Source organism: Tropicibacter alexandrii, assembly GCF_003667315.2.
Classification (GTDB): domain Bacteria; phylum Pseudomonadota; class Alphaproteobacteria; order Rhodobacterales; family Rhodobacteraceae; genus Tropicibacter; species Tropicibacter alexandrii.
This window is the reverse complement of the sequence record NZ_RCTZ02000005.1, coordinates 209,032-227,391: the sequence shown is the minus strand read 5'-3', so window position 1 is coordinate 227,391 and position 18,360 is coordinate 209,032. Positions and strand designations below refer to the sequence as shown.

The window sequence follows — 18,360 nt, the reverse complement described above, 5'->3', positions numbered from 1 at the left end:
TCATTCGCTGAGCCCTTTTTCTTTCCGGGAACAGTCCTGTCGTGGCACTTGACCCGATTGCCCCTTGAGGGGCTTCAAGGCCCTGCGGCATCTCAACCATCCGACCGCTGCCAGTGCCGCGTGCCTCTCGACAGTCGCACCCATCTGCTCATGACCGCCTATCGCACGGCGAAATCGGAAAACCGCTGTGATCCCCGTCACATCACGCGTCGAAAACTCCTGACGGGAAAAGGTTAAAACTGGTTAACACGCGCGCCGCCCCCGGCTAGGCTGCGGGGCAACAAGAACGCAACGGAACGGTCAGGGGGCGCTAGATGCTGTCATGGAAAAAGGGAAAGCACCGCTCTCCTTGGCAAGAGGACAAGCGGGTCGAGACGGGGTTGATCTCCTATACCCCCAAGGCTCTGGCGGATTTGCAGGCGGCGATCGCGGGGCATGTGACCCAGCCGGGCTTTCCGGGGTATAATGACGACCGCATGGTCTTCATGCATACCTATCAAAGCTATCCGCAGCTGATCATCTACGCCACTTGCGAGACGGACATCATCGCCGCGCTGAAATTCGCGCGCCATGAAAAGCTGAAGGTCACCTGTCGTTCGGGGGGCCATTCCACCGCTGGCTACAGTTCCAACGATCAGATCGTACTGGACACGTCCGGCATCAATTACGTGCTGGTCGATCCAGAGACCCAGACCGCGCGTGTGGGCGCGGGCACCATGTTCGGCAAGCTCAACCGTGTGCTGCATCACTACGGGCTGCACGTCCCCGGCGGCGGCTGCGAAACCGTCTGCGTGGCGGGCTATATGATGGGCGGCGGTTATGGGTTTACCTCGCGGCTCTTCGGGATGAACGTCGATTCCGTTCTGTCGCTGCGGATGATCACGCCCAAGGGCGAGATCCTGCATTGCTCCGCCGATCACAACCCGGACCTGTTCTGGGCCGCGCGTGGCGGCACCGGCAACCAGTTCGGCGTGCTGCTGGACGTGACCTATCAACTGCGCCCGCTGGGCAAGATCCGCGCCTTTGGCCTGCGCTACCCTTTGCATGACGAGGCCGGCCGCCAGACCGCCGCGCGCGTGCTGCAATGCCTTCAGGAACAATACTCCAAGGACGGGCCGCCCAAGATGGGCCATCAGTCCATGCTGATGTATATCCCTGTCGAGGATAACAAGCCCGACCAGCAAAAACCCCACCTGCTGATCCGGGGGCTGTACGACGGCAGCGAGGCCGAATGTGAGGCCGCCCTCGGCCCCCTGCTCGATTTCATCGAGGATCGCGAAAGCCAGGTCGAGATCTGGACCAAGGGCCATTACCTGCATGTGAACGAAATCCTGCTGGAAACCGCGACCGAACCCAACATGGAGATGCCCAATGTCTCCATGAACACCAAGCCTCTGGTCGATAGCCGTCTGGTCGAGGACTATTTTCACGCCGACCGCTGGCGCGAATTGATCGACCATTTCCTTGATGCGCCGGACAAGACGATCTTTGTCGCCATGGAATGGTATGGCGGCGCGATCAACGAGGTCGCCCCGGACGCCACTGCCTATCTGCACCGCACGATCAGCGTCGACCTGTTTGCATGGGCCTTCTGGACCTTCGACACGCATCGTCAGGCCTCCGAAGATTGGCTGACCCGGTTTGGCGAGATCGCCGGGGCCATGTCGAACGGCCATCGCTACCAGAACTACCCGATCCGCGGGAACGAGGGCTATTTGCGGCAGTATTTCGGCGCAAACCTCGAACGGCTGGTCGAGGTGAAGGCGAAATACGACCCCGAGAACCTGTTCGAATTCGGCCAGTCGATCCCCACCGAGTTGCCACAGGCCGCAACCACCACCACGCCGGAGGGCACATGATGCACGATTGCTGTCATTCCGGGAACGATCACGCCCCATGGTGCGGGCGCGACGCCTCCGAAGGGCGTCTACTGGGCCTGTTCTTCGACCCGCCGATGGCGATTGCCCGCGTGGGCCGATCGAAGGAGCCGATGCCCGCCTACACTTGGGTCGTGGATGAAAACCCGCATCGCGGCGTTCAGACCATGATCCAGCCCGCGCCGACCTTGGTGCCGGTGTCCGAGCATGCCAATGGCCATCACCCGTGGCGGTTGACGGTCGAGCACCCCGACCACATCACCTTCAAGGACCACAAGGGCCGCGTCAAACCCGTCGCGCCGTTCTTTGAACTTTGGGCGCGGGTGCAATTCAAAACGGGCGAGGTCGTGGCCTTTCCGGTGACCGAACCCCTGCTCAAGACCTTCGGGGCAAGCCTGCAAACACTGGAATTCACCGTGACAGCCGCCAATCGCAAGGCCGAGGCCCGCACCGGGCACGCCGAATGTGCCGCCATCGCGCGCAAGGTCTTCAAGGCGGATCACTACAAACCCCACCACCTCGACGCCATCAGCCCCCATACCGAGGATCAGACCCCGCTGGTGCGCCCCGACGCGCCGCTGCCCTTGGGCAAGGTGGTGACCTTCCTGCCCAATCACGACAACTGGTCTTGCCAGACCCGGCTGGACCAGATCCGCCTGCGCTTCACCCCCGGCAAGGGCGACGCCTTCGGCCCGCCCGAGGCGGTGCAGGCCGTCGCCTCGCCGCTGCAACCGGGGGATTTCGAACCGGCGATGCCGGAATACGGCCGCATCCACAAGATGACCCGCCCGGAAAACCGCATCCTGTCGTCCGACACGCCTTGGCTGGGCTATGCTTTTGACGCCGACAACAAGCCCAAATGGCCCACGCCGATGGACAGCTATGACGGGGCGCGCGTCGGCAATGCTCGCAGTTGGGGCCTGATCGACGACACCTGCGACCTGTTGATCGAGGCGCGGCTTGCCGCCCGAGGCCATCTGCATCAAGCCAAGGCCCGCGCCTTCGCCGGGCCGCCGGATTTCGCCCCCGACAAGCGCCCGATGTATTCGATCACGGACGAGCTCGAAGACCGCGAACTGCCGCCCGCCGAGCTGGACTTCGACAAGACCCCGACCCAGATGCTCGACCTCTTCCGCCGGATCTTCGAGACCGCCAGCCTGATGAACCTCGACCAGCGCCGCGCCTGGGCGCTGGGCGGCAATGCCTCGATCCTCGGCGCGCAGGACAAGGACGACCCCGATTGGGATGGCGACATGTCCCCCCATGTCGGCCCCAAATCCATGCGCCGGGCGGATGCGCCCTATGCCGATCTGACGCCGGATTACACGCCCGGCCAAGGCGACACCCGCGTGCCTGTCTCGGGCGAGGATGACCGCCTGCCCTATACGATGGTGGTGCAGCAGGTCCATGCCCGCATGGCCGACAGCCCCGTGCTGCGCGCCTATATGGCCCGCAAGCCGGGGCGCGTGCGCGAATTGGTCCGCCCGCCCTTTGCCTCGATCAAGGAACTGCCGCGCAGGCCCGACATGACCAAACCGGCGCGCGTCCCCGTGGGCAAACATGCCGACGCGCCGATCCCGCCGACCCTGATCGACGGCGAGCCTTTGCGCTATCGCGACCCGCGCAACCAGAAGGACCAGACCTATGACATGCGCATGCCGCCCTTCATGCGCCATTCCATGGGCGTGCCGCTGACCATCACGCGGCGCCAATACGACCTGCTCATGGCTTGGCTCGACAAGCTGGAAACCGACCCCGCTTGGCGGGCCGATCCGGTCCGGGAGGATCACGCATGAAAGTCAAACCCGTCAACCAAAGCGCCAAATCCGGCCCTGCCTCACCCGCCTACCCGCAGCCCGTGCTTGGAAACCCGGCTGCGACCTTGATGGAATCCGGCGTTGGCAATTGCTTTCCGGGGCTGGAATTCGACCTGCGTCAGCTGGATGTGCGGTTCTTTCCCGGTCTGGTCTTTGCCTTTCCCGGCATTACCCAGAACGGCCCGGACGGCACGCAAGGCGCGCAGCTTGTCTATGTGAACACCGGCGACGACCCGATCTTCCTTGAGGATCGCAAGTGGATTCACGACCTCGCCAATACGCTGAATGGCGAACAAGGCGGCGCGCTGGGCGGTGGCCAATGGTATCTGCACTGGGTCGAACAGGGCGGCAACCGGATCGAGCTGTATGACAACATCATCTGGCAGAACACCGTCACCAAAACGCCCTACGAGGGCGAGATTGCATGGTGGATCATCCGCCTGATCCAGATCGACCCGGACCCGGATTTCGCCGACCTGACCATTGCCCTGACCCAGCGCGACGAAAACGGCCAGCCCTCGGGCCATCCCGTCGTGCTCAAGGGCAAACGCCGCGCCTATCTGGACGATGAGGGGATGATCCCCGATGTCTACCGCCCGGGCGAATTGACGGCGTCGATGTGTTCCCCATGGACCCATGATTTCCGCGATTGCGCCTGTCAATATTGGGCGTCGAACCATCCCGATGTGGCCTTGGGCGAGGTGCAGGACCCCCAGCAACTGGCCGATCATACCGACGATCTGGACGCCGCGCAGGCGGTCACCTTCCTCGACTGGATGCGCAGGCGGTCCGATCCGGCGCGCGATATCGCGGCACAGCCGACCATCGAACTGGCGCGCCCCATGCGCTACGATCCCTACGAGATCAACCTGCATTGGGAAGAGCTCGATTTCGTCCTACAGGGTCAGGAAACGAGCGGCACCTTCAAGCCTGACCGCGAGGACCTGAACGAAGACCCGTATCCCGATCTGGCCGCGCTGATCCACGATCTCAGCCACAACCTCGCCCGGTTCGAGTTCAGCCTTGCGATGGAATATCTCTATGCTTTTTTCAGCTTGCGCGCCCCGGATGACGTATCACCTGAACAGGAACGCGATTGGCCCGGCTTGACCAACGACCTGCGCGCGGCGCGCCAGTTGATCCTGTCCGTGGCGATATCCGAGATGACGCATCTGCGCTGGGTCAACCAGACGCTGTGGACGCTACACGACATGCACCCCGGTTACGGCCCGTATCTGCCCGTGGTCGCGCCCGCGCCCGGCGTCCCCGGCGAGGATGACGAGATCCGTCCAAGCCAGCTGCGCATCGCCACCCAAAAGGTCATCGGCGAATTCGTCGAGGTCGAACGCCCCGGCGGCGATCTCGACACCGAATATGCCAAGATGGTCCACTACATGCGCGAGCATCCCGGCCAGTTTCCCCCGGGTCTGGATCAACTGGCGGTGCGGATCGACAGCGACGGGCTGAACCACTACCAGAAGTTCCGCGACGTGTTGCGCATCCTCGATCCCTATTCCGGCTGTCCCGACGTCTATCTGCGCCCACTGACCGAGGCCGCGCCGGACGACCCGCGCGCGCAGCCTGCTTTGGCGCTGCTGGATGCCATCGTCGCCCATCTGCGCAGCGGGTATTCGGCCGAGGCGGCCACCGCCCAAAGCAATGCCGCGCGCCTTGCCTCGCAAGACGAGATCACCACCGCGCGCGACCTCATGCATCAGCTGTACGACGCCGCCGAAGTCCTTGCGCGGGACCACGATCTTGGCGTTCCCTTCTTTGCCCATGCGGGCCAGTACGAGGCCGCGTCTCGTGGCTGACGGCGGCAACAGACCCGGTCCCGAGGCGCATCTGGCAAGCAACCTGCTGCTGGTGGCCGAGACGGCGGGCATCTATGCGCTCGACCCGGATGATATGGCCGAGGTGGCCGGGCGCCTGAACGCCGGACTGCCGGTTCTGGCCGATCTTGGGCTGGACACTGACGCGCCATTGCCCGTGATCGCGCCCGGCCCGGTGCGCGCGCTGGCGCTGACGGTCAGCCAAGCCTGCAACATGGCCTGCACCTATTGCTACGCGGCTGGCGGCAGCTTTGGTGGGCCCGAAACCCGGATGACCGAAGCGACCGCCTTTGCCGCCATCGACCGGTTGATCGGGGATGCGCCCCCGGGTGGCGCGGTCAAGATCGCCTTCATGGGGGGTGAACCGATGCTGGCGCGTCCCCTGATCCTCGCCTCTGTGCGATACGCCCGTGAACACGCCGCGGCCCGCGCCGTTCAGGTCGGCTTTTCGATCACCACGAATGGCACATTGCTGACCGAGGCGGACGCGGATTTCCTTGCGGAACAAGGCTTTACCGTCACGGTCAGCCTCGATGGCGGACGTGAGACCAATGACCGCTTGCGCCCCATGCGCGGCGGCGCAGGCAGCTTTGAGCGGGTGGCAAACAGGTTGGCACCGCTTCTGGCGCGAGCCGATCGCATCCCTCTGACGGCGCGGGTGACCGTGACGCCCAAAAATATCAATATCCGTCAGGTGGTTGGCGATCTTTCCTCGCTTGGTTTCTCAAGTGTCGGGGTGTCGCCCATGCTGACCTCACCGACGGGTGACGGCGCGCTTAAACCGTCTGATTTCAGTACCTTGCTGGATGAAATGATCGCGACGGGTGAAGACTGGCTCGCCGCGACCGAGGCGCAGCAGCCACATGCCTTCTCGAACCTCGCCACGGCGGTGCAAGAGCTTCACAGGGGAAAGGCGCGCAGTCACGGCTGCGGCGCGGCGCGCGACTATCTGGCGGTCGATGCCAGCGGTCGATACAGCGCCTGCCACCGCTTCGTGAACGATCCCTTGGGGGCCATGGGCGATCTGGATGACGGCATCGACCACGCCGGTCGCGCCCGCTTCCTTGCCGAGCGCCGCGTCGAGGCCCAGAGCGAGTGCGCGCGCTGCTGGGCCCGCAAGCTGTGCGGCGGCGGATGTCACCAAGAAGTGCTGCATGTCGGGCGACCGGCGTGCGACTACGTGCGCGGCTGGCTCGATTTCGCGTTGCATGCCTACGGCCGACTTCTGGTCAGCCGACCGGACCTGTTCGATGCCTGAGGTTCTGGTCGCGGGGGCCGGTCCCGCCGGGTCCGTCGCCGCGCTGATCCTTGCCCGTGCGGGCCATCGGGTCACGCTGGTCGATCCCTGCCTGCCGGTCCGACACCGCGTCGAAAGCCTGCCCGCCCATGCTATGCCAATGTTGCACGGCCTGCGGCTTGGCAGCGTGATCCAAGCGGCGGAACTGGGCCGGGCGGTCGAGACCGAGCTGGCGTGGCGCGGTGCGCCCGAACATCGCCACCACGCGAACCCGCCGATCCTGTTGCACCGCCCGAGGCTGCATGCCAGCCTACGCAGCGCCGCGCTGGCCTGTGGGGTGCGCCTGCGTTCCGGTCGTCTCGGCATCCAGCCCGATGGCACCGCGATCCTGCGCGGCAACACGGTCGAAGCTCTGACGTCGGATGTGATCCTAGATGCACGCGGCCGCGCCGCGGGTGGGCTGCGTGCACTTGGTCCAGCGCGCATCGCGCTTCCCTTTCAGGCGCGCGCGCCTCGGACCATGCCGGACAGGATGCGCCTTGTGGCTGGTCCCGATGCCTGGATCTGGCTGGCCTGCCATTCCGGTGGGCAGGTCGACGGTGCCCTTCTCGCCGCACCGGAAAGCTTGATGGGCACGAAACCCGACACCAAACGACGCATGATCGTCGAAATCGTGCAGGATCTGACCGAAATCAGCCTTGGGCGCCCTTGCCCTGCGACGCTTGCCTGCGCAACGCCGTGGTCTGACGGGCCAGTGATCCGGGTCGCCGACGCGGCGCTTGCGCGCGATCCGATTGGCGCGCACGGGCTGACGCATGCTTTTCGGAGCGCGGTTCAGGCCGCTGCGGCGACCCGGACGCTGTTTGAGGCCCCGGATGACGCGGGCGCAGCCCGGGCCTATCTGGCCCATCGCCATCAGCTTGATTGCGAGGCCGCATGGCAGGCCACCTGTCGCGCCTATGCAGATCAGGCGCGCTACGCCACGCCGTTCTGGGACGGTCCCGCGCCTGCCCCGCAGCCCGATCTCCCCCGGCCGGAACCCACGCGCCGGTTGACGCTGAACACCCGGGCAACCCGGGTCCCGTGCCTGTCGGGCGGCCTCATCCGCTGGACGGACGGCATGACGCTGCCCGTGAGCGGGACACCGGCGGCGCATCTCGGCGGCGTGGCGGCGCCGATCCTGCTGGACTTGCTGAGCACACCCGGCTCGGCATCGGAAATGGCAACCCGCCTGTCGCGCGTCGCGCCGCGCGCCGCCGTGCCAGCCTTGCTCGATCACCTGTTGGCCGAAAGGGTCCTTGCGCCGATTGCCGAACCCGACGACATCAAGCGTCGATAGCGGCGCATGTCCCAGCCGTCATCATCCGACACGATCCGCGCCGCGACCTGCCGCAGCGCAGCAAAGTCGCGATCCATGCCCCGGAACTCGACGAGGTCGCAGGCGATCCGCAAGGCAAGGGTCACCGAGCCGATGGACGCCGCGCGATCAAAGGCCAATTCGGCCGCACGGTTGGCCGCGTCGACCTCGCCCCGGGCGCGCTGGATCGCTGCGCACAGCCGGTCCAGTTCCGGCGCAGTCCAGACTTCGCCAGTACGCTCTTGGTCTTCGAGTGCGGCGGCCACGCAGGACTCCGCGCGGTCGACCTCTCCGGCCTGAAGATAGACACGCGCCGCCAACCCATACACCGTGGGCCAGTAATTATACGGATTGTGACGGCGCAGCTCGGCCATATGTGCCTCAAGTGCCCGCAATCGTGCAGCATCGGGCACCTCGTTGCGGGCCAGCACCCGCGCCACCAGACCAAAGGTCAGCCCCGCGCCGCGCGCCAGCTTGATGTCGAACCGATCCGCGGTGTCGAGGGCATCATCTGCGGCCTGCACCAGATCGCCGTCATCCACAGCAAGCCCCGCCAACATGCCGCGAAACGCCTGCGCCTGTCCCAGAGAATGGGCATGGGCGATCTTGCGCGCGTGGTCGACGGAAAACCGGCTCATCTCGCGCGCCGCAACCAAGTCGCCCCGCATCCACAGCGCATAGGCAAGGAAGGCCGCGCTGATCTCGGCATGGTCGTACCCATGGGTGTAGGCAAGGACGAGGTCCTGTTGCTCGTCATACGCATCGAGCGCCGCGCGCAGTTCGGTTTCGGCATGTTCGAAACGCCCGACATGCAAGGCGACCTGCCCAAGCGCCCGGCGACTGATCATGGTGAAGACCCGCTCTCCGGTCCGGGAGGCAAAGGTCACCAGCGCCTCGGCCAGACTGTGGGCCCGGCGATAATCCGCGCCGACCAAAGCGTGCGCATAGAGCCCGGCCCGCGCCAAGAATTCCGCACGCGTGTCGCCCAGTTCGCAGGCAAGGGTCAGGGTTTGCTGGGCGAGGTCCCGCACCTCGTCATGGGCGATGCCCAGACGGCCCCGCTTGACCGCTGCAAGGCCGGTGAGGACGCGCATGCGCAGCCGCTTGTGTTCCTCGGTCCGGCTGCGGATGTCCAGTGCGGACAGTGCCGACATAGCCATTTGCAGGTAGTGATCCGCCTCGACCAACGCAGAGGCCGCAAGGAACCGCTCGCCCGCGCTCAGCGCCAGCGGCGCGGCCTGCCCCGGCGCCCCGGCGGCGGCGGCATGCGTGGCCAGCACGTCGGGGCTGCGCGTGCCCATGTCGAGCGACATCTCTTGCAAGGCGGCCATTGCGCGCCGATGCAGGTCGCGGCGATCGGCGCCGACGAGACGCTCGTAGACGACATCGCGGTACAGATGGTGGTGAAAGCGCATGGCGGCGCCGGTCTCTGTCCGGGCGACGATCCCCGCTTCGAGCAACTCGTCCATCCCGAGATCGACCTCGGTCTGCGGACAGCCCAGCATGCGCGCCAGCAGGTCGCGGTCGGCCTCGGCGTCCAGCACCGCCAGCGCCGAGGCGACGGGCCGCCCGGCACCGAGCGTGTCCAGCCGCTCCGAGACGCTTTCATACAAGGTCTGGGGCACGCTGACATCGCGGCCCAGCGTCCCTACCCGATCTTGGGAAAAGGCCCGCGCGAGGCTTTCCAGCATCAGAGGATTGCCCTCGGACAGTTGCAGGATGCGCTTGCGGATGGCGGCGGGCACCGGACGCCCGTCCAACTGCTGTTCCAGCAGGCGCGCCGCGGCGTCGGGCTCTAACGCGCGAAGACCAAGGCGCAGCCGCGCCGGGTCATCGGACCAGAGCGGTTCATCCTGATTGCGCGAGGTCGCGACGAACAGCACGCTGCGACCCTCGGCCCGGCTTGCGCAGGTTTCGAGAAGGTCACGGGTGGTCGCATCGCACCAATGAGCATCTTCCAGCACGATCACCACCGGTTGCCCGGCTGGACTGCGCAGCATCCAGTCGACCAGCGTCTCGATCAATTGGCCGCGCTGCGCGGCGGGCGGCATTGGCCGGTCGGGCTGGCCCCGGCTGGCATCCTCGAGCAGCAGCAGCCTTTGCAGCGGCGCCAGAGCCGTTTCCGGCAAGCCGCCCATCACATGCCGCAAGGCGTCCATCCGCGCCAGCGGCGTCGCGGCCTCGGCATCGCCGATCAACTGGTCGAACATCCGCACCACCGGCGCGAGCGCCGAATTCTGCGACAGCGCACGACAGCCGAGGAAGATCACCCGTGGTCCGGCCTCGCGGATCTCGGACAGGCCCTCGCGCAGGAGGGTCGATTTGCCGAGGCCGGCCCCCCCGGTCAGCACGGTCGTCCGGCGCGCGCCCTGCAAGACCTCGGACCACGCCTGCATCAGGGTCGCGCGTTCCGCCGCGCGCCCCACCGATTGGCCCGGACTGGCCGTCTTGGGCTGGGGACTGGCGCTGGCCCGCGCCCGTCGCACCAGCAACCCGAGGCCATCGACATTGTCGAAGCCCTTCAGCGCCACGTCGGGGCGGTCCTCGAACTCGAACAGGCCCTCGACCTCGGAGCGGGTCGGTCCGTCGACCATGATGCCCAGCGGCGGGCTGACCGTTTGCAGCCGCGCCGCACGATGCATCACCTGACCGACCATATGCAGCCCGTCCCCGGCCACCGCCTCGGAGGGGCGCCCGACCACCGCCGGACCGGTGGCCACGCCGATCCGATAGCTGACCTCGACCTGCCGCCCCGAGGGCAGCGCGTATTCCCGCACCGACAGGTCGTGCTGCATCGCCAAAGCCGCGCCAAGCGCGCGTTCCGCGTCACCCAACCGGGTGCGCGGATAGCCAAACAGCATGATCACGCCATCGCCCTGCAAGGAGGCAACATAGCCCCCGAATCGCCGGGCGAGCGCCCCTGCCGCAAGATAGAAGGACTGGAACAGGTCGTTCATCTCGTCCGGGCTCAGCCGTTCGGCCAGTTGGGTCGAGCCGATCATGTCCACGAAAAGCACCGTGAGGCGGCGCATCTCGAAGCCTTCGGGCAGCGTTTCGGACAGGTCGGGCTGCGTGCCATTGCCCCGGATGATCGAAATCACCTTCTTGCGCTGGCCCAGCGTCAGGCCGAGTTCCTTTAGGTCTGGCTCTTCGAGGGTCCAGAACAGGGCGTCGTCGATATCCTCGTCCCGGAACCGTACGATCAGATCGGCAAGGCCGATCCGCTGCAAGGCGGTTTCCATGTCCGGGCGTATGGCCACGCGCGTCCCCTGTCCTGACCAGACACGCCCCGGTTGGTCCGGGGTCATGTCAATGTTCCTACAGGGTATATTGCGCTGGCAGCCCGGCCTGTCCACCTCGCTTTCGTGACAAGTCAGGCTGCGACCGCTACCAACATGGCAAGATAGGTCAGGTGATGCGCCAACTGATCGAGCCCGACGGCCCGCCAATAGCCGTCCTCCTCGCAGGTGTGGCCCTTGGCCAGCGAGTAACGCGCCTTGGCCCAGTCGATGTGATAATGCACGGCACATTCGAAGACCGCGCCCAACAGGGCCAGCGACAGCGCCACGCCGAATGTTAGCATCAGCAGCAGGCTCATGCCCGCATGCAGCCCCGCATGTGCCAGCCCGCCCGGATGACCCCAGCGGCCCTTGTTCGCCAGCATCCAGGGCGTCTGCCACCAGAAATCCGCAAACATGTGCTTGACCTGCAATGCGGCCAGAAGGGCCAGAACCCATAAAACACTCAAACCGTCATCCCCTCGCACGCGGTCCGCCAGTCTCAGGCTTTCAACTCTGGCCGCAGAGGGAGCGGTTGACTGTGATCCACGTCACATCCGCCGGTTTACCACGCGAAACTGTTGCTGCGACGCCGATCTCACCCCTTGCGCGCGCCGAACAGACGCCTATATTCACTGTGTCCCTTCGGGGACTATGGGCATAAACGCGCATGTAATAAACGGATCGGACCCGGGGGCGGTACCCGGCGTCTCCACCAATATCCTTCGTTTGGGGAGCATGGGGACGAAATAGGATCGACGAACGCGTAAAGATGTAGCTTTGTCCCGGTGAGATACCACCGTTATCGGTTCACAAAGTACAATTGCAAACGACAATCGTGCTCCGGTTGCTCTGGCTGCGTAAGCAGTTCGAGGAATCGAAATCTAAGCCCTTGCGCCTAGCAGTGTAAGGCGGGGTTCGGAGGTACCTGGCAACAGAAACCTCCACTTCCCCCATCCCCATTAGGTCGTTGTTAATTGATGACGTGGCACTCCTGTTGCCATGACATACACCGCTGAAGATTTTTCCCGGATCGTCGATCGTCTCTTCATGAACGTCTGGAAACGGAACGACATGGGGGAAATCGCACATCTCTTCCATCCCGACTGCCGCGTTCACGGATTGGTGCCCGGGGAATCGCTCAATCGCGATGAATATCGCGAGGCGGTCGAGCAATATCAGCAGCTGGCGCGTTTGCACCGATATGAACTGCTCGACGTGCTGTTCGACGGCACCGATCGCGCGGCTGTCCGGCTGTGCCTGCATCTGACGGCCACCGTCGCCGGCATCACCGCGCCGCAGGATGCGATGATGTTCATCCGGCTCAAGGATCGGCAGGTGATCGAGGCGCATGTGCAGTTCGACACGCTCAAGTATTTCGAGCTGATCGGCGCCCTGCCCGCCAATTCCTCCTTCCTGCTGCTGGCCGGGCACGCGCTGACCTGAGCCAATGGCGAAGCCGTCCGGACCGCGGCCGCTTTCGCAAAGCATTTGAGATTCCTCCTTTCCCTCCCTCGCAAAACCAATATGCTGACCACAAAAGGCAAGGGGCTGCACATAATGTCCGATGGGATCGACTACGGCAAACTCATGCACCGCGCGATGCGCGGGCTCATCCAGGAAGTGCTGACCGGCGTCCAGGAACACGGCCTGCCCGGCGATCACCACTTCTTCATCACGTTCGACACTGCGCATCCGGAATCGGAACTGGCGGATTGGCTGTCTGATCGCTACCCGAACGAAATGACCGTCGTGATGCAGCATTGGTTCGACAATCTAGAGGTCACCGATGAGGGGTTTGGCATCACGCTGAACTTCGGGGACGCGCCGGAACGGCTGTATATCCCCTACGATGCAATCAAGACATTCGTGGACCCCAGTGTCGAATTCGGCCTGCGCTTCGAAAGCCAGGAAGAGGATGACGAGGACGATGTGCCGCCCGAACCCAACGATGACGGGCCCAGCGGCGGTGAAAAGCCCACGCCGGAACGCAAGGATGCCGAGGTCGTCAGCCTCGACCGGTTCCGGAAATAGCGTTTCTTGGAGCGGCGTTAACGGTATCCAACGGTATACCGTATTGTCATCCTGAATATCTGCGGTAAGACGGGAGCACCTTGTATCAGGAGGATGCCCCATGACCGCCACCCGCACCGAGACCGACAGCTTTGGCCCTCTCGAAGTGCCGTCCGAGAAATACTGGGGCGCGCAGACGCAACGCTCGATCATGAATTTCCCGATCGGCTGGGAAAAGCAGCCCGTCGCCATCGTCCGCGCGCTTGGGGTGATCAAGCAGGCCTGCGCGATGGAAAACAAGGCAACCGGCAAGCTGGATGCGCGTCTGGCCGACGCCATCATTCAAGCCGCCGGTGAGGTGATCGACGGCAAGTTCGACGACAATTTCCCGCTGGTGGTCTGGCAGACCGGGTCCGGCACCCAGTCGAACATGAACGCCAACGAGGTCATCGCCAACCGCGCGATCGAGATCCTCGGCGGCGTGATCGGGTCCAAGGACCCGGTGCATCCGAACGACCATTGCAACATGGGGCAGTCGTCCAACGACACGTTCCCCACCGCCATGCATATCGCGAGCGCCATGATGGTCCGCGACACGCTGTTGCCGGGGTTGAAGAAACTCGCCGAAGGCCTTGAATCCAAAGCAGAAGAGTTCAAGGACATCATCAAGATCGGCCGCACCCATACGCAAGACGCGACGCCTTTGACGCTGGGGCAGGAATTCTCGGGCTATGCATTCCAAATCCGCAACGGAATCAAGCGCATCGAGGCCGCGCTGCCCGGCATTTACGAACTGGCACAAGGCGGCACCGCAGTCGGCACCGGGCTGAACACCGATCAAGGCTGGGCCGAGGCCGTCGCCGCCCATATGGCCGGGATCACCGGCCTGCCCTTTGTCACCGCGCCGAACAAGTTCGAGGCGCTGGCCGCGCATGATGCCATGGTCTTCATGTCCGGCGCCTTGGCCACCGTGGCGGGGGCGATGTACAAGATTGCCAACGATATCCGCTTTCTGGGGTCCGGCCCGCGCTCGGGCCTTGGCGAATTGATCCTACCGGAAAACGAGCCCGGCTCGTCGATCATGCCGGGCAAGGTGAACCCGACGCAGGCCGAGGCGATGACACAGGTCGCCGCCCATGTGATGGGCAACGACGCAGCGATCAAGTTCGCCGGTAGCCAAGGCCATTTCGAGCTGAATGTCTACAACCCGATGATGGCCTACAATCTGTTGCAGTCGATGCAGTTGATCGGCGACGTGGCGGACAGTTTCACCGAGCGGATGCTGGTTGGCATTCAGGCGAACCGCCCCCGCATCCAGAAGCTGATGGAAGAAAGCCTGATGTTGGTCACCGCGCTGGCGCCCACGATCGGCTATGACAACGCCACCAAGGTCGCCAAGACCGCCCACAAAAACGGCACCACGCTGAAGGAAGAGGCCATCGCTCTGGGATTCGTCGACGCCGAAACCTTTGACGGGGTGGTGCGCCCCGAACAGATGATCGGCCCGAAGGAAACGTGAGCGCCCTTTCGGGTATTTGAAAAGAGAAGAAACACGGTGCGCGCGCGCGCAATCCAGTGGGCCGCTGCGAGATGCATCGATTGTGCATGGATTGTATCGGGTTTTCGGCTAAAGTTTCGCCATGAGCAAAGTCGTGAACCTGACCCGTTTTCGCAAACAGAAGGCCCGCGAGGACAAGCGCCGCGCGGGCGACGAGAATGCTGTGCGCCACGGCGTGAGCAAGGCCCAGAAATCTTTGGATCAGGCTCGCGCCGACAAAGACAGGCGCGATCTCGACGGGCATGAACTCGAATGACCGGCAGGCCAGTGAAACGCTCGCTGACGCTTCAGGGACATCGGACTTCGGTGTCTTTGGAAGATGCGTTCTGGAAGGAGTTTCGCCGCATTGCGACCGAAGAAGGAAAGCCGATCAATGCCTTGGCGGCAGAAATTGATGCATCGCGTGATCCGGATGTGGGGCTGGCCTCATCGATCCGGGTGTTCATCCTGAAACGCCTTCAACGCATCCGGGACGGGTCGCCCCCCTAGCTTTTGGGAAAGATGAAGCACCGGTCGCGGCGCACCGAGAGCCACATCGGCGTGCCCGGTTTGGGCAGGAAGACGTTGGGCACCGTGGCTTTCAGCACTTCGCGGTCGTGGTCCATGCGGAATTCCACAAGGCTTTCGGACCCCATGAAGCGCGCACGCTCCACCAGCCCCCGCGCGGGCGCCCCCTGTGCCACGGTCGGATTCGGCCCCTTGCCAGCGCGGTCGAAATCGATGGCCACGTGCTGCGGGCGAAAGACGATCTCGACCTCGGTGCCGTCGGGCACGCCGGGTGCGAGGAAGCGGCCGAAGGGCGTGGCCACAAGCGCGCCCTGAACCTTGCCCGTCAACAGGTTGATATCGCTGAAGAAGGCGACGGCTTCGCGGTCGGCGGGCGCATTGTAGATGTTGTAGGGTGCGCCCCGCTGGACGATCTTGCCGCCCCGCATCAGGGCGATTTCATCGGCCATGCGCATGGCCTCTTCGGGTTCGTGGGTGACCAGCAGGACGCTAGTGCCCTCTTCCTTGAGCAGATCCAAAGTCTCGTCCCGGATACCGTCGCGCAGGCGGTTGTCGAGACCCGAGAACGGCTCGTCCATCAGCATGACCCGGGGCTTCGGGGCCAGCGCACGGGCCAGCGCAACGCGCTGCTGTTCGCCGCCCGACAGGTGATGCGGGTAGTCGTCAAGGTAATGCGACAGGCCAACTCTGCCCAGCAACTCCTTGGCACGGCGCTTTTTTTCCGCACCGGACCCTTTGAGGCCAAAGGCCACGTTCTCACCCACGGACAGGTGTGGAAACAGGGCGAAGTCCTGAAACATCAAGCCGATGGAGCGCCGTTCGGGGGGCACGCGGAACACGGTGTCGCAGATCAGCTGACCGTCGACATGAATCGTGCCGCTGTCCTGCATCTCGACCCCGGCAATCATCCGCAACGTCGTCGACTTGCCGCAGCCCGACGGGCCAAGCAGACAGGTCACGTGACCCGGTGCAATCGCCAACGACACGTGATCGACCACAGCCTTGCCGTCGAAGCGCCTGACAAGATTGCGAATTTCCAGCCGGGGGGGCACTGTCATCCGGGCGTTCCAAGGTGAGAAAAAGCGTCGGGTTTAGCTATCAGTCCAGTGGCGGGGTTTCAACCCTGCGCGGACACCGCCTTGGCCAGTCGCGGCAGGCGGGCTTTCTTCAATAGCGCGCGCATTTGCCAGTCCTCGCCGGACAGGCGGCGGGCGGTGGCCAGAACCTGATCACAGGTGGCCTGAACGGGATCGGGATCGGACTGGAAAAACCCAATCAGAAAGGCATCGGGATCGGCGCGGCTGACCCCCTCTTCGGCAAGGATATTCCTTGGAAAATCAGAGGCATTCATGGTCACCAGCACATCGGCCGACCCGGCAATCGCCGCCGCAAGCACATGCCGGTCATTCACATCCGGCAGCCAGAGGCGGTCCTCGACCGAAGGCTTCCACGTGACTACGGCGTCGGGCCACGCGGCGCGCAGCAGCGCGATTTCGCCGCGGGCCTGCGGTTCGCCCTCGGGGCCGATCTTGCGGGCGGCGCGGGCCCATTCCTCAAGGATGCGCTCGGACCACAGGGGCTGGTACAGGCCTTGCGCCGCCACGCCCAGCAGGACCTCGCGCATCACCGTCGGGAACAGGACGCAGGTGTCGAGCAGGACCTTCACAGCCGGAAGAACAGCGCCTTGAGATAGCCGCTTTCGGCCAGTTGCGGCAGCAGCGGATGATCCGGCCCTGCAAAGCCGGTATGGATCAGCGTCGCCCGCCGACCGGCGCGCCCGATGCCCCGCAGGCAAGCGCCTGTAAACGCGGACAGATCCGCCGCGTGCGAGCAGGAGCACAGCACCAGGTAGCCGTCTTCGGCCACCAGCGGCGCGGCAAGGCGCGCGACGCGCTCATAGGCGCGCAGGCCCTTTTCCAGCGCCGGTTTGTTGGGCGCAAAGGCCGGCGGGTCGCAGACCACCAGATCGAATGCTTCGCCTTCGGCGCCAAGCGCGTCCAGCACGTCGAAGGCATCGCCCTGCCGGGTCTGGAAGCGGTCGGTCCGGCCCATCCGCTCGGCCCCCTCGCGGGCCAGTTCCAGTGCGGGACCCGATCCGTCCACCGCCAAGGCGCTTTCGGCACCTCCGGCCAGCGCCGCAAGGGCAAAACCGCCCACATGGCTGAACACGTCGACGACGCGCGCGCCGGGCGCCAGCCGCGCGGCAAAGGCGTGGTTGTCTCGCTGGTCGTAGAACAGCCCGGTCTTTTGACCGCCCGTCAGGTCGGCCATGTAGGTCGCGCCGTTCATGCCCACGGGCACGGCGTGTTCGGGCGCCTCGCCGCGCAGGACGGCGTCGACATCATCCAACCCTTCGAGCGCGCGGCCCCGCCCCCCGGCATTCTTCAGCACAGTCGCGCAACCGGTCGCCGCAACCAGTGCCTCGGTCAGTTCCTCCAGCAGCATCTCGGACCATGCCGCGTTGGGCTGGATCACCAGCATCTCGCCGAACCGGTCCACGATAACCCCCGGCAGCCCATCGGATTCCGCATGGATCAGCCGGTAATAGGGCTCGTCATAGATGCGGGTGCGCAGGCTCAGCGCCTTGACCACCTTGGCCTGCAGCCAATCGCCGTCGATGGCCACCTCTTCGCGGTCGAGCATGCGCGCGACGATCTTAGACGTCGGATTGACCGCGACGGTGCCCAGCACCGTGTGATCGTTGTCGACCAGCGTCGCGATGGTCCCCGGCGCGATCTTGCGCGCGCGGCGGTCCATGACAAGTTCATTGTCAAAGACCCAAGGCGCCCCACGGCGGATGGCGCGGGCGTTGGCCTTGGGCAGAAGTCGGAGGACGGGGCGCTCGATGCGCAAAACGGGGGCTGTCATGCCCTCGGCTTTACCG

General features: G+C 64.8%; 15 protein-coding genes and 1 other RNA gene. 11 read left to right on the top strand and 5 right to left on the bottom strand.

Features of this window, described 5'->3' with window-relative positions:
• Positions 1–314 precede the first annotated feature (314 nt).
• The 5 genes from D8Z78_RS08865 to qhpG are packed head-to-tail and all read left to right on the top strand — an operon-like array spanning position 315 to position 8,102.
• On the top strand, positions 315–1,859 hold the full coding sequence (locus D8Z78_RS08865; RefSeq protein ID WP_121629665.1) for an FAD-binding oxidoreductase: 1,545 nt from the start codon (positions 315–317) through the stop codon (positions 1,857–1,859).
• Complete coding sequence (locus D8Z78_RS08860; RefSeq protein WP_121629666.1) at positions 1,856–3,673, top strand: hypothetical protein; 1,818 nt, start codon at positions 1,856–1,858, stop codon at positions 3,671–3,673. Before D8Z78_RS08865 ends, D8Z78_RS08860 begins: the two co-directional genes overlap by 4 nt.
• Positions 3,670–5,508 (top strand): ferritin-like domain-containing protein, encoded by a 1,839-nt coding sequence (locus D8Z78_RS08855; RefSeq protein ID WP_121629667.1) that lies wholly within the window; start codon positions 3,670–3,672, stop codon positions 5,506–5,508. Before D8Z78_RS08860 ends, D8Z78_RS08855 begins: the two co-directional genes overlap by 4 nt.
• Positions 5,501–6,784 carry a radical SAM/SPASM domain-containing protein gene (locus tag D8Z78_RS08850; RefSeq protein WP_164932925.1) on the top strand — a complete coding sequence of 428 codons (1,284 nt, stop codon included), beginning with the start codon at positions 5,501–5,503 and terminating at the stop codon, positions 6,782–6,784. Before D8Z78_RS08855 ends, D8Z78_RS08850 begins: the two co-directional genes overlap by 8 nt.
• Positions 6,777–8,102 carry a flavin-dependent monooxygenase QhpG gene (gene qhpG / locus D8Z78_RS08845; protein WP_164932924.1) on the top strand — a complete coding sequence of 442 codons (1,326 nt, stop codon included), beginning with the start codon at positions 6,777–6,779 and terminating at the stop codon, positions 8,100–8,102. Before D8Z78_RS08850 ends, qhpG begins: the two co-directional genes overlap by 8 nt.
• Here qhpG and D8Z78_RS08840 read toward each other — a convergent pair.
• Both D8Z78_RS08840 and D8Z78_RS08835 read right to left on the bottom strand, forming a co-directional pair.
• Positions 8,039–11,428 (bottom strand): AAA family ATPase, encoded by a 3,390-nt coding sequence (locus D8Z78_RS08840; RefSeq protein ID WP_121629670.1) that lies wholly within the window; start codon positions 11,426–11,428, stop codon positions 8,039–8,041. The genes qhpG and D8Z78_RS08840 overlap by 64 nt on opposite strands.
• A gap of 65 nt (positions 11,429–11,493) precedes the next feature.
• Positions 11,494–11,868: a DUF3307 domain-containing protein gene (locus tag D8Z78_RS08835; RefSeq protein WP_128910755.1), complete on the bottom strand. Its 375-nt coding sequence runs from the start codon at positions 11,866–11,868 to the stop codon at positions 11,494–11,496.
• 131 nt (positions 11,869–11,999) lie between these two features.
• Between D8Z78_RS08835 and ssrA the strand changes: the two genes are divergently transcribed.
• The 6 genes from ssrA to D8Z78_RS08805 all read left to right on the top strand — a co-directional run bounded on the left by ssrA (position 12,000) and on the right by D8Z78_RS08805 (position 15,458).
• Positions 12,000–12,347, top strand: a transfer-messenger RNA (tmRNA) gene (ssrA, locus tag D8Z78_RS08830).
• 53 nt (positions 12,348–12,400) lie between these two features.
• A complete protein-coding gene (locus D8Z78_RS08825) occupies positions 12,401–12,844 on the top strand; it encodes a nuclear transport factor 2 family protein (RefSeq protein ID WP_121629672.1) in 444 nt (147 codons plus the stop codon).
• A 114-nt stretch (positions 12,845–12,958) separates the two neighbouring features.
• Positions 12,959–13,432 carry an SspB family protein gene (locus D8Z78_RS08820; protein ID WP_121629863.1) on the top strand — a complete coding sequence of 158 codons (474 nt, stop codon included), beginning with the start codon at positions 12,959–12,961 and terminating at the stop codon, positions 13,430–13,432.
• A gap of 100 nt (positions 13,433–13,532) precedes the next feature.
• On the top strand, positions 13,533–14,930 hold the full coding sequence (fumC, locus tag D8Z78_RS08815; protein WP_121629673.1) for a class II fumarate hydratase: 1,398 nt from the start codon (positions 13,533–13,535) through the stop codon (positions 14,928–14,930).
• A 121-nt stretch (positions 14,931–15,051) separates the two neighbouring features.
• Positions 15,052–15,225, top strand: coding sequence for a DUF4169 family protein (locus D8Z78_RS08810; protein WP_121629674.1), 174 nt, complete (start codon positions 15,052–15,054; stop codon positions 15,223–15,225).
• Positions 15,222–15,458 (top strand): ribbon-helix-helix domain-containing protein, encoded by a 237-nt coding sequence (locus tag D8Z78_RS08805; RefSeq protein ID WP_121629675.1) that lies wholly within the window; start codon positions 15,222–15,224, stop codon positions 15,456–15,458. The genes D8Z78_RS08810 and D8Z78_RS08805 overlap by 4 nt, the downstream gene beginning before the upstream one ends.
• Here the strand turns inward: D8Z78_RS08805 and D8Z78_RS08800 are convergent.
• The 3 genes from D8Z78_RS08800 to D8Z78_RS08790 are packed head-to-tail and all read right to left on the bottom strand — an operon-like array spanning position 15,455 to position 18,344.
• Positions 15,455–16,534 (bottom strand): ABC transporter ATP-binding protein, encoded by a 1,080-nt coding sequence (locus tag D8Z78_RS08800; RefSeq protein WP_121629676.1) that lies wholly within the window; start codon positions 16,532–16,534, stop codon positions 15,455–15,457. The two genes, D8Z78_RS08805 and D8Z78_RS08800, sit on opposite strands and share 4 nt — an antisense overlap.
• Before the next feature lie 59 nt (positions 16,535–16,593).
• Entirely contained in the window at positions 16,594–17,142 is a 549-nt protein-coding gene (locus D8Z78_RS08795) for an RSP_2648 family PIN domain-containing protein (protein ID WP_121629677.1), read from the bottom strand.
• The gene (locus D8Z78_RS08790) at positions 17,139–18,344 is read right to left on the bottom strand and encodes an RSP_2647 family RNA methyltransferase (protein WP_121629678.1); all 1,206 of its coding nucleotides are present in this window, start codon (positions 18,342–18,344) and stop codon (positions 17,139–17,141) included. The genes D8Z78_RS08795 and D8Z78_RS08790 overlap by 4 nt, the downstream gene beginning before the upstream one ends.
• Positions 18,345–18,360: the final 16 nt, after the last annotated feature.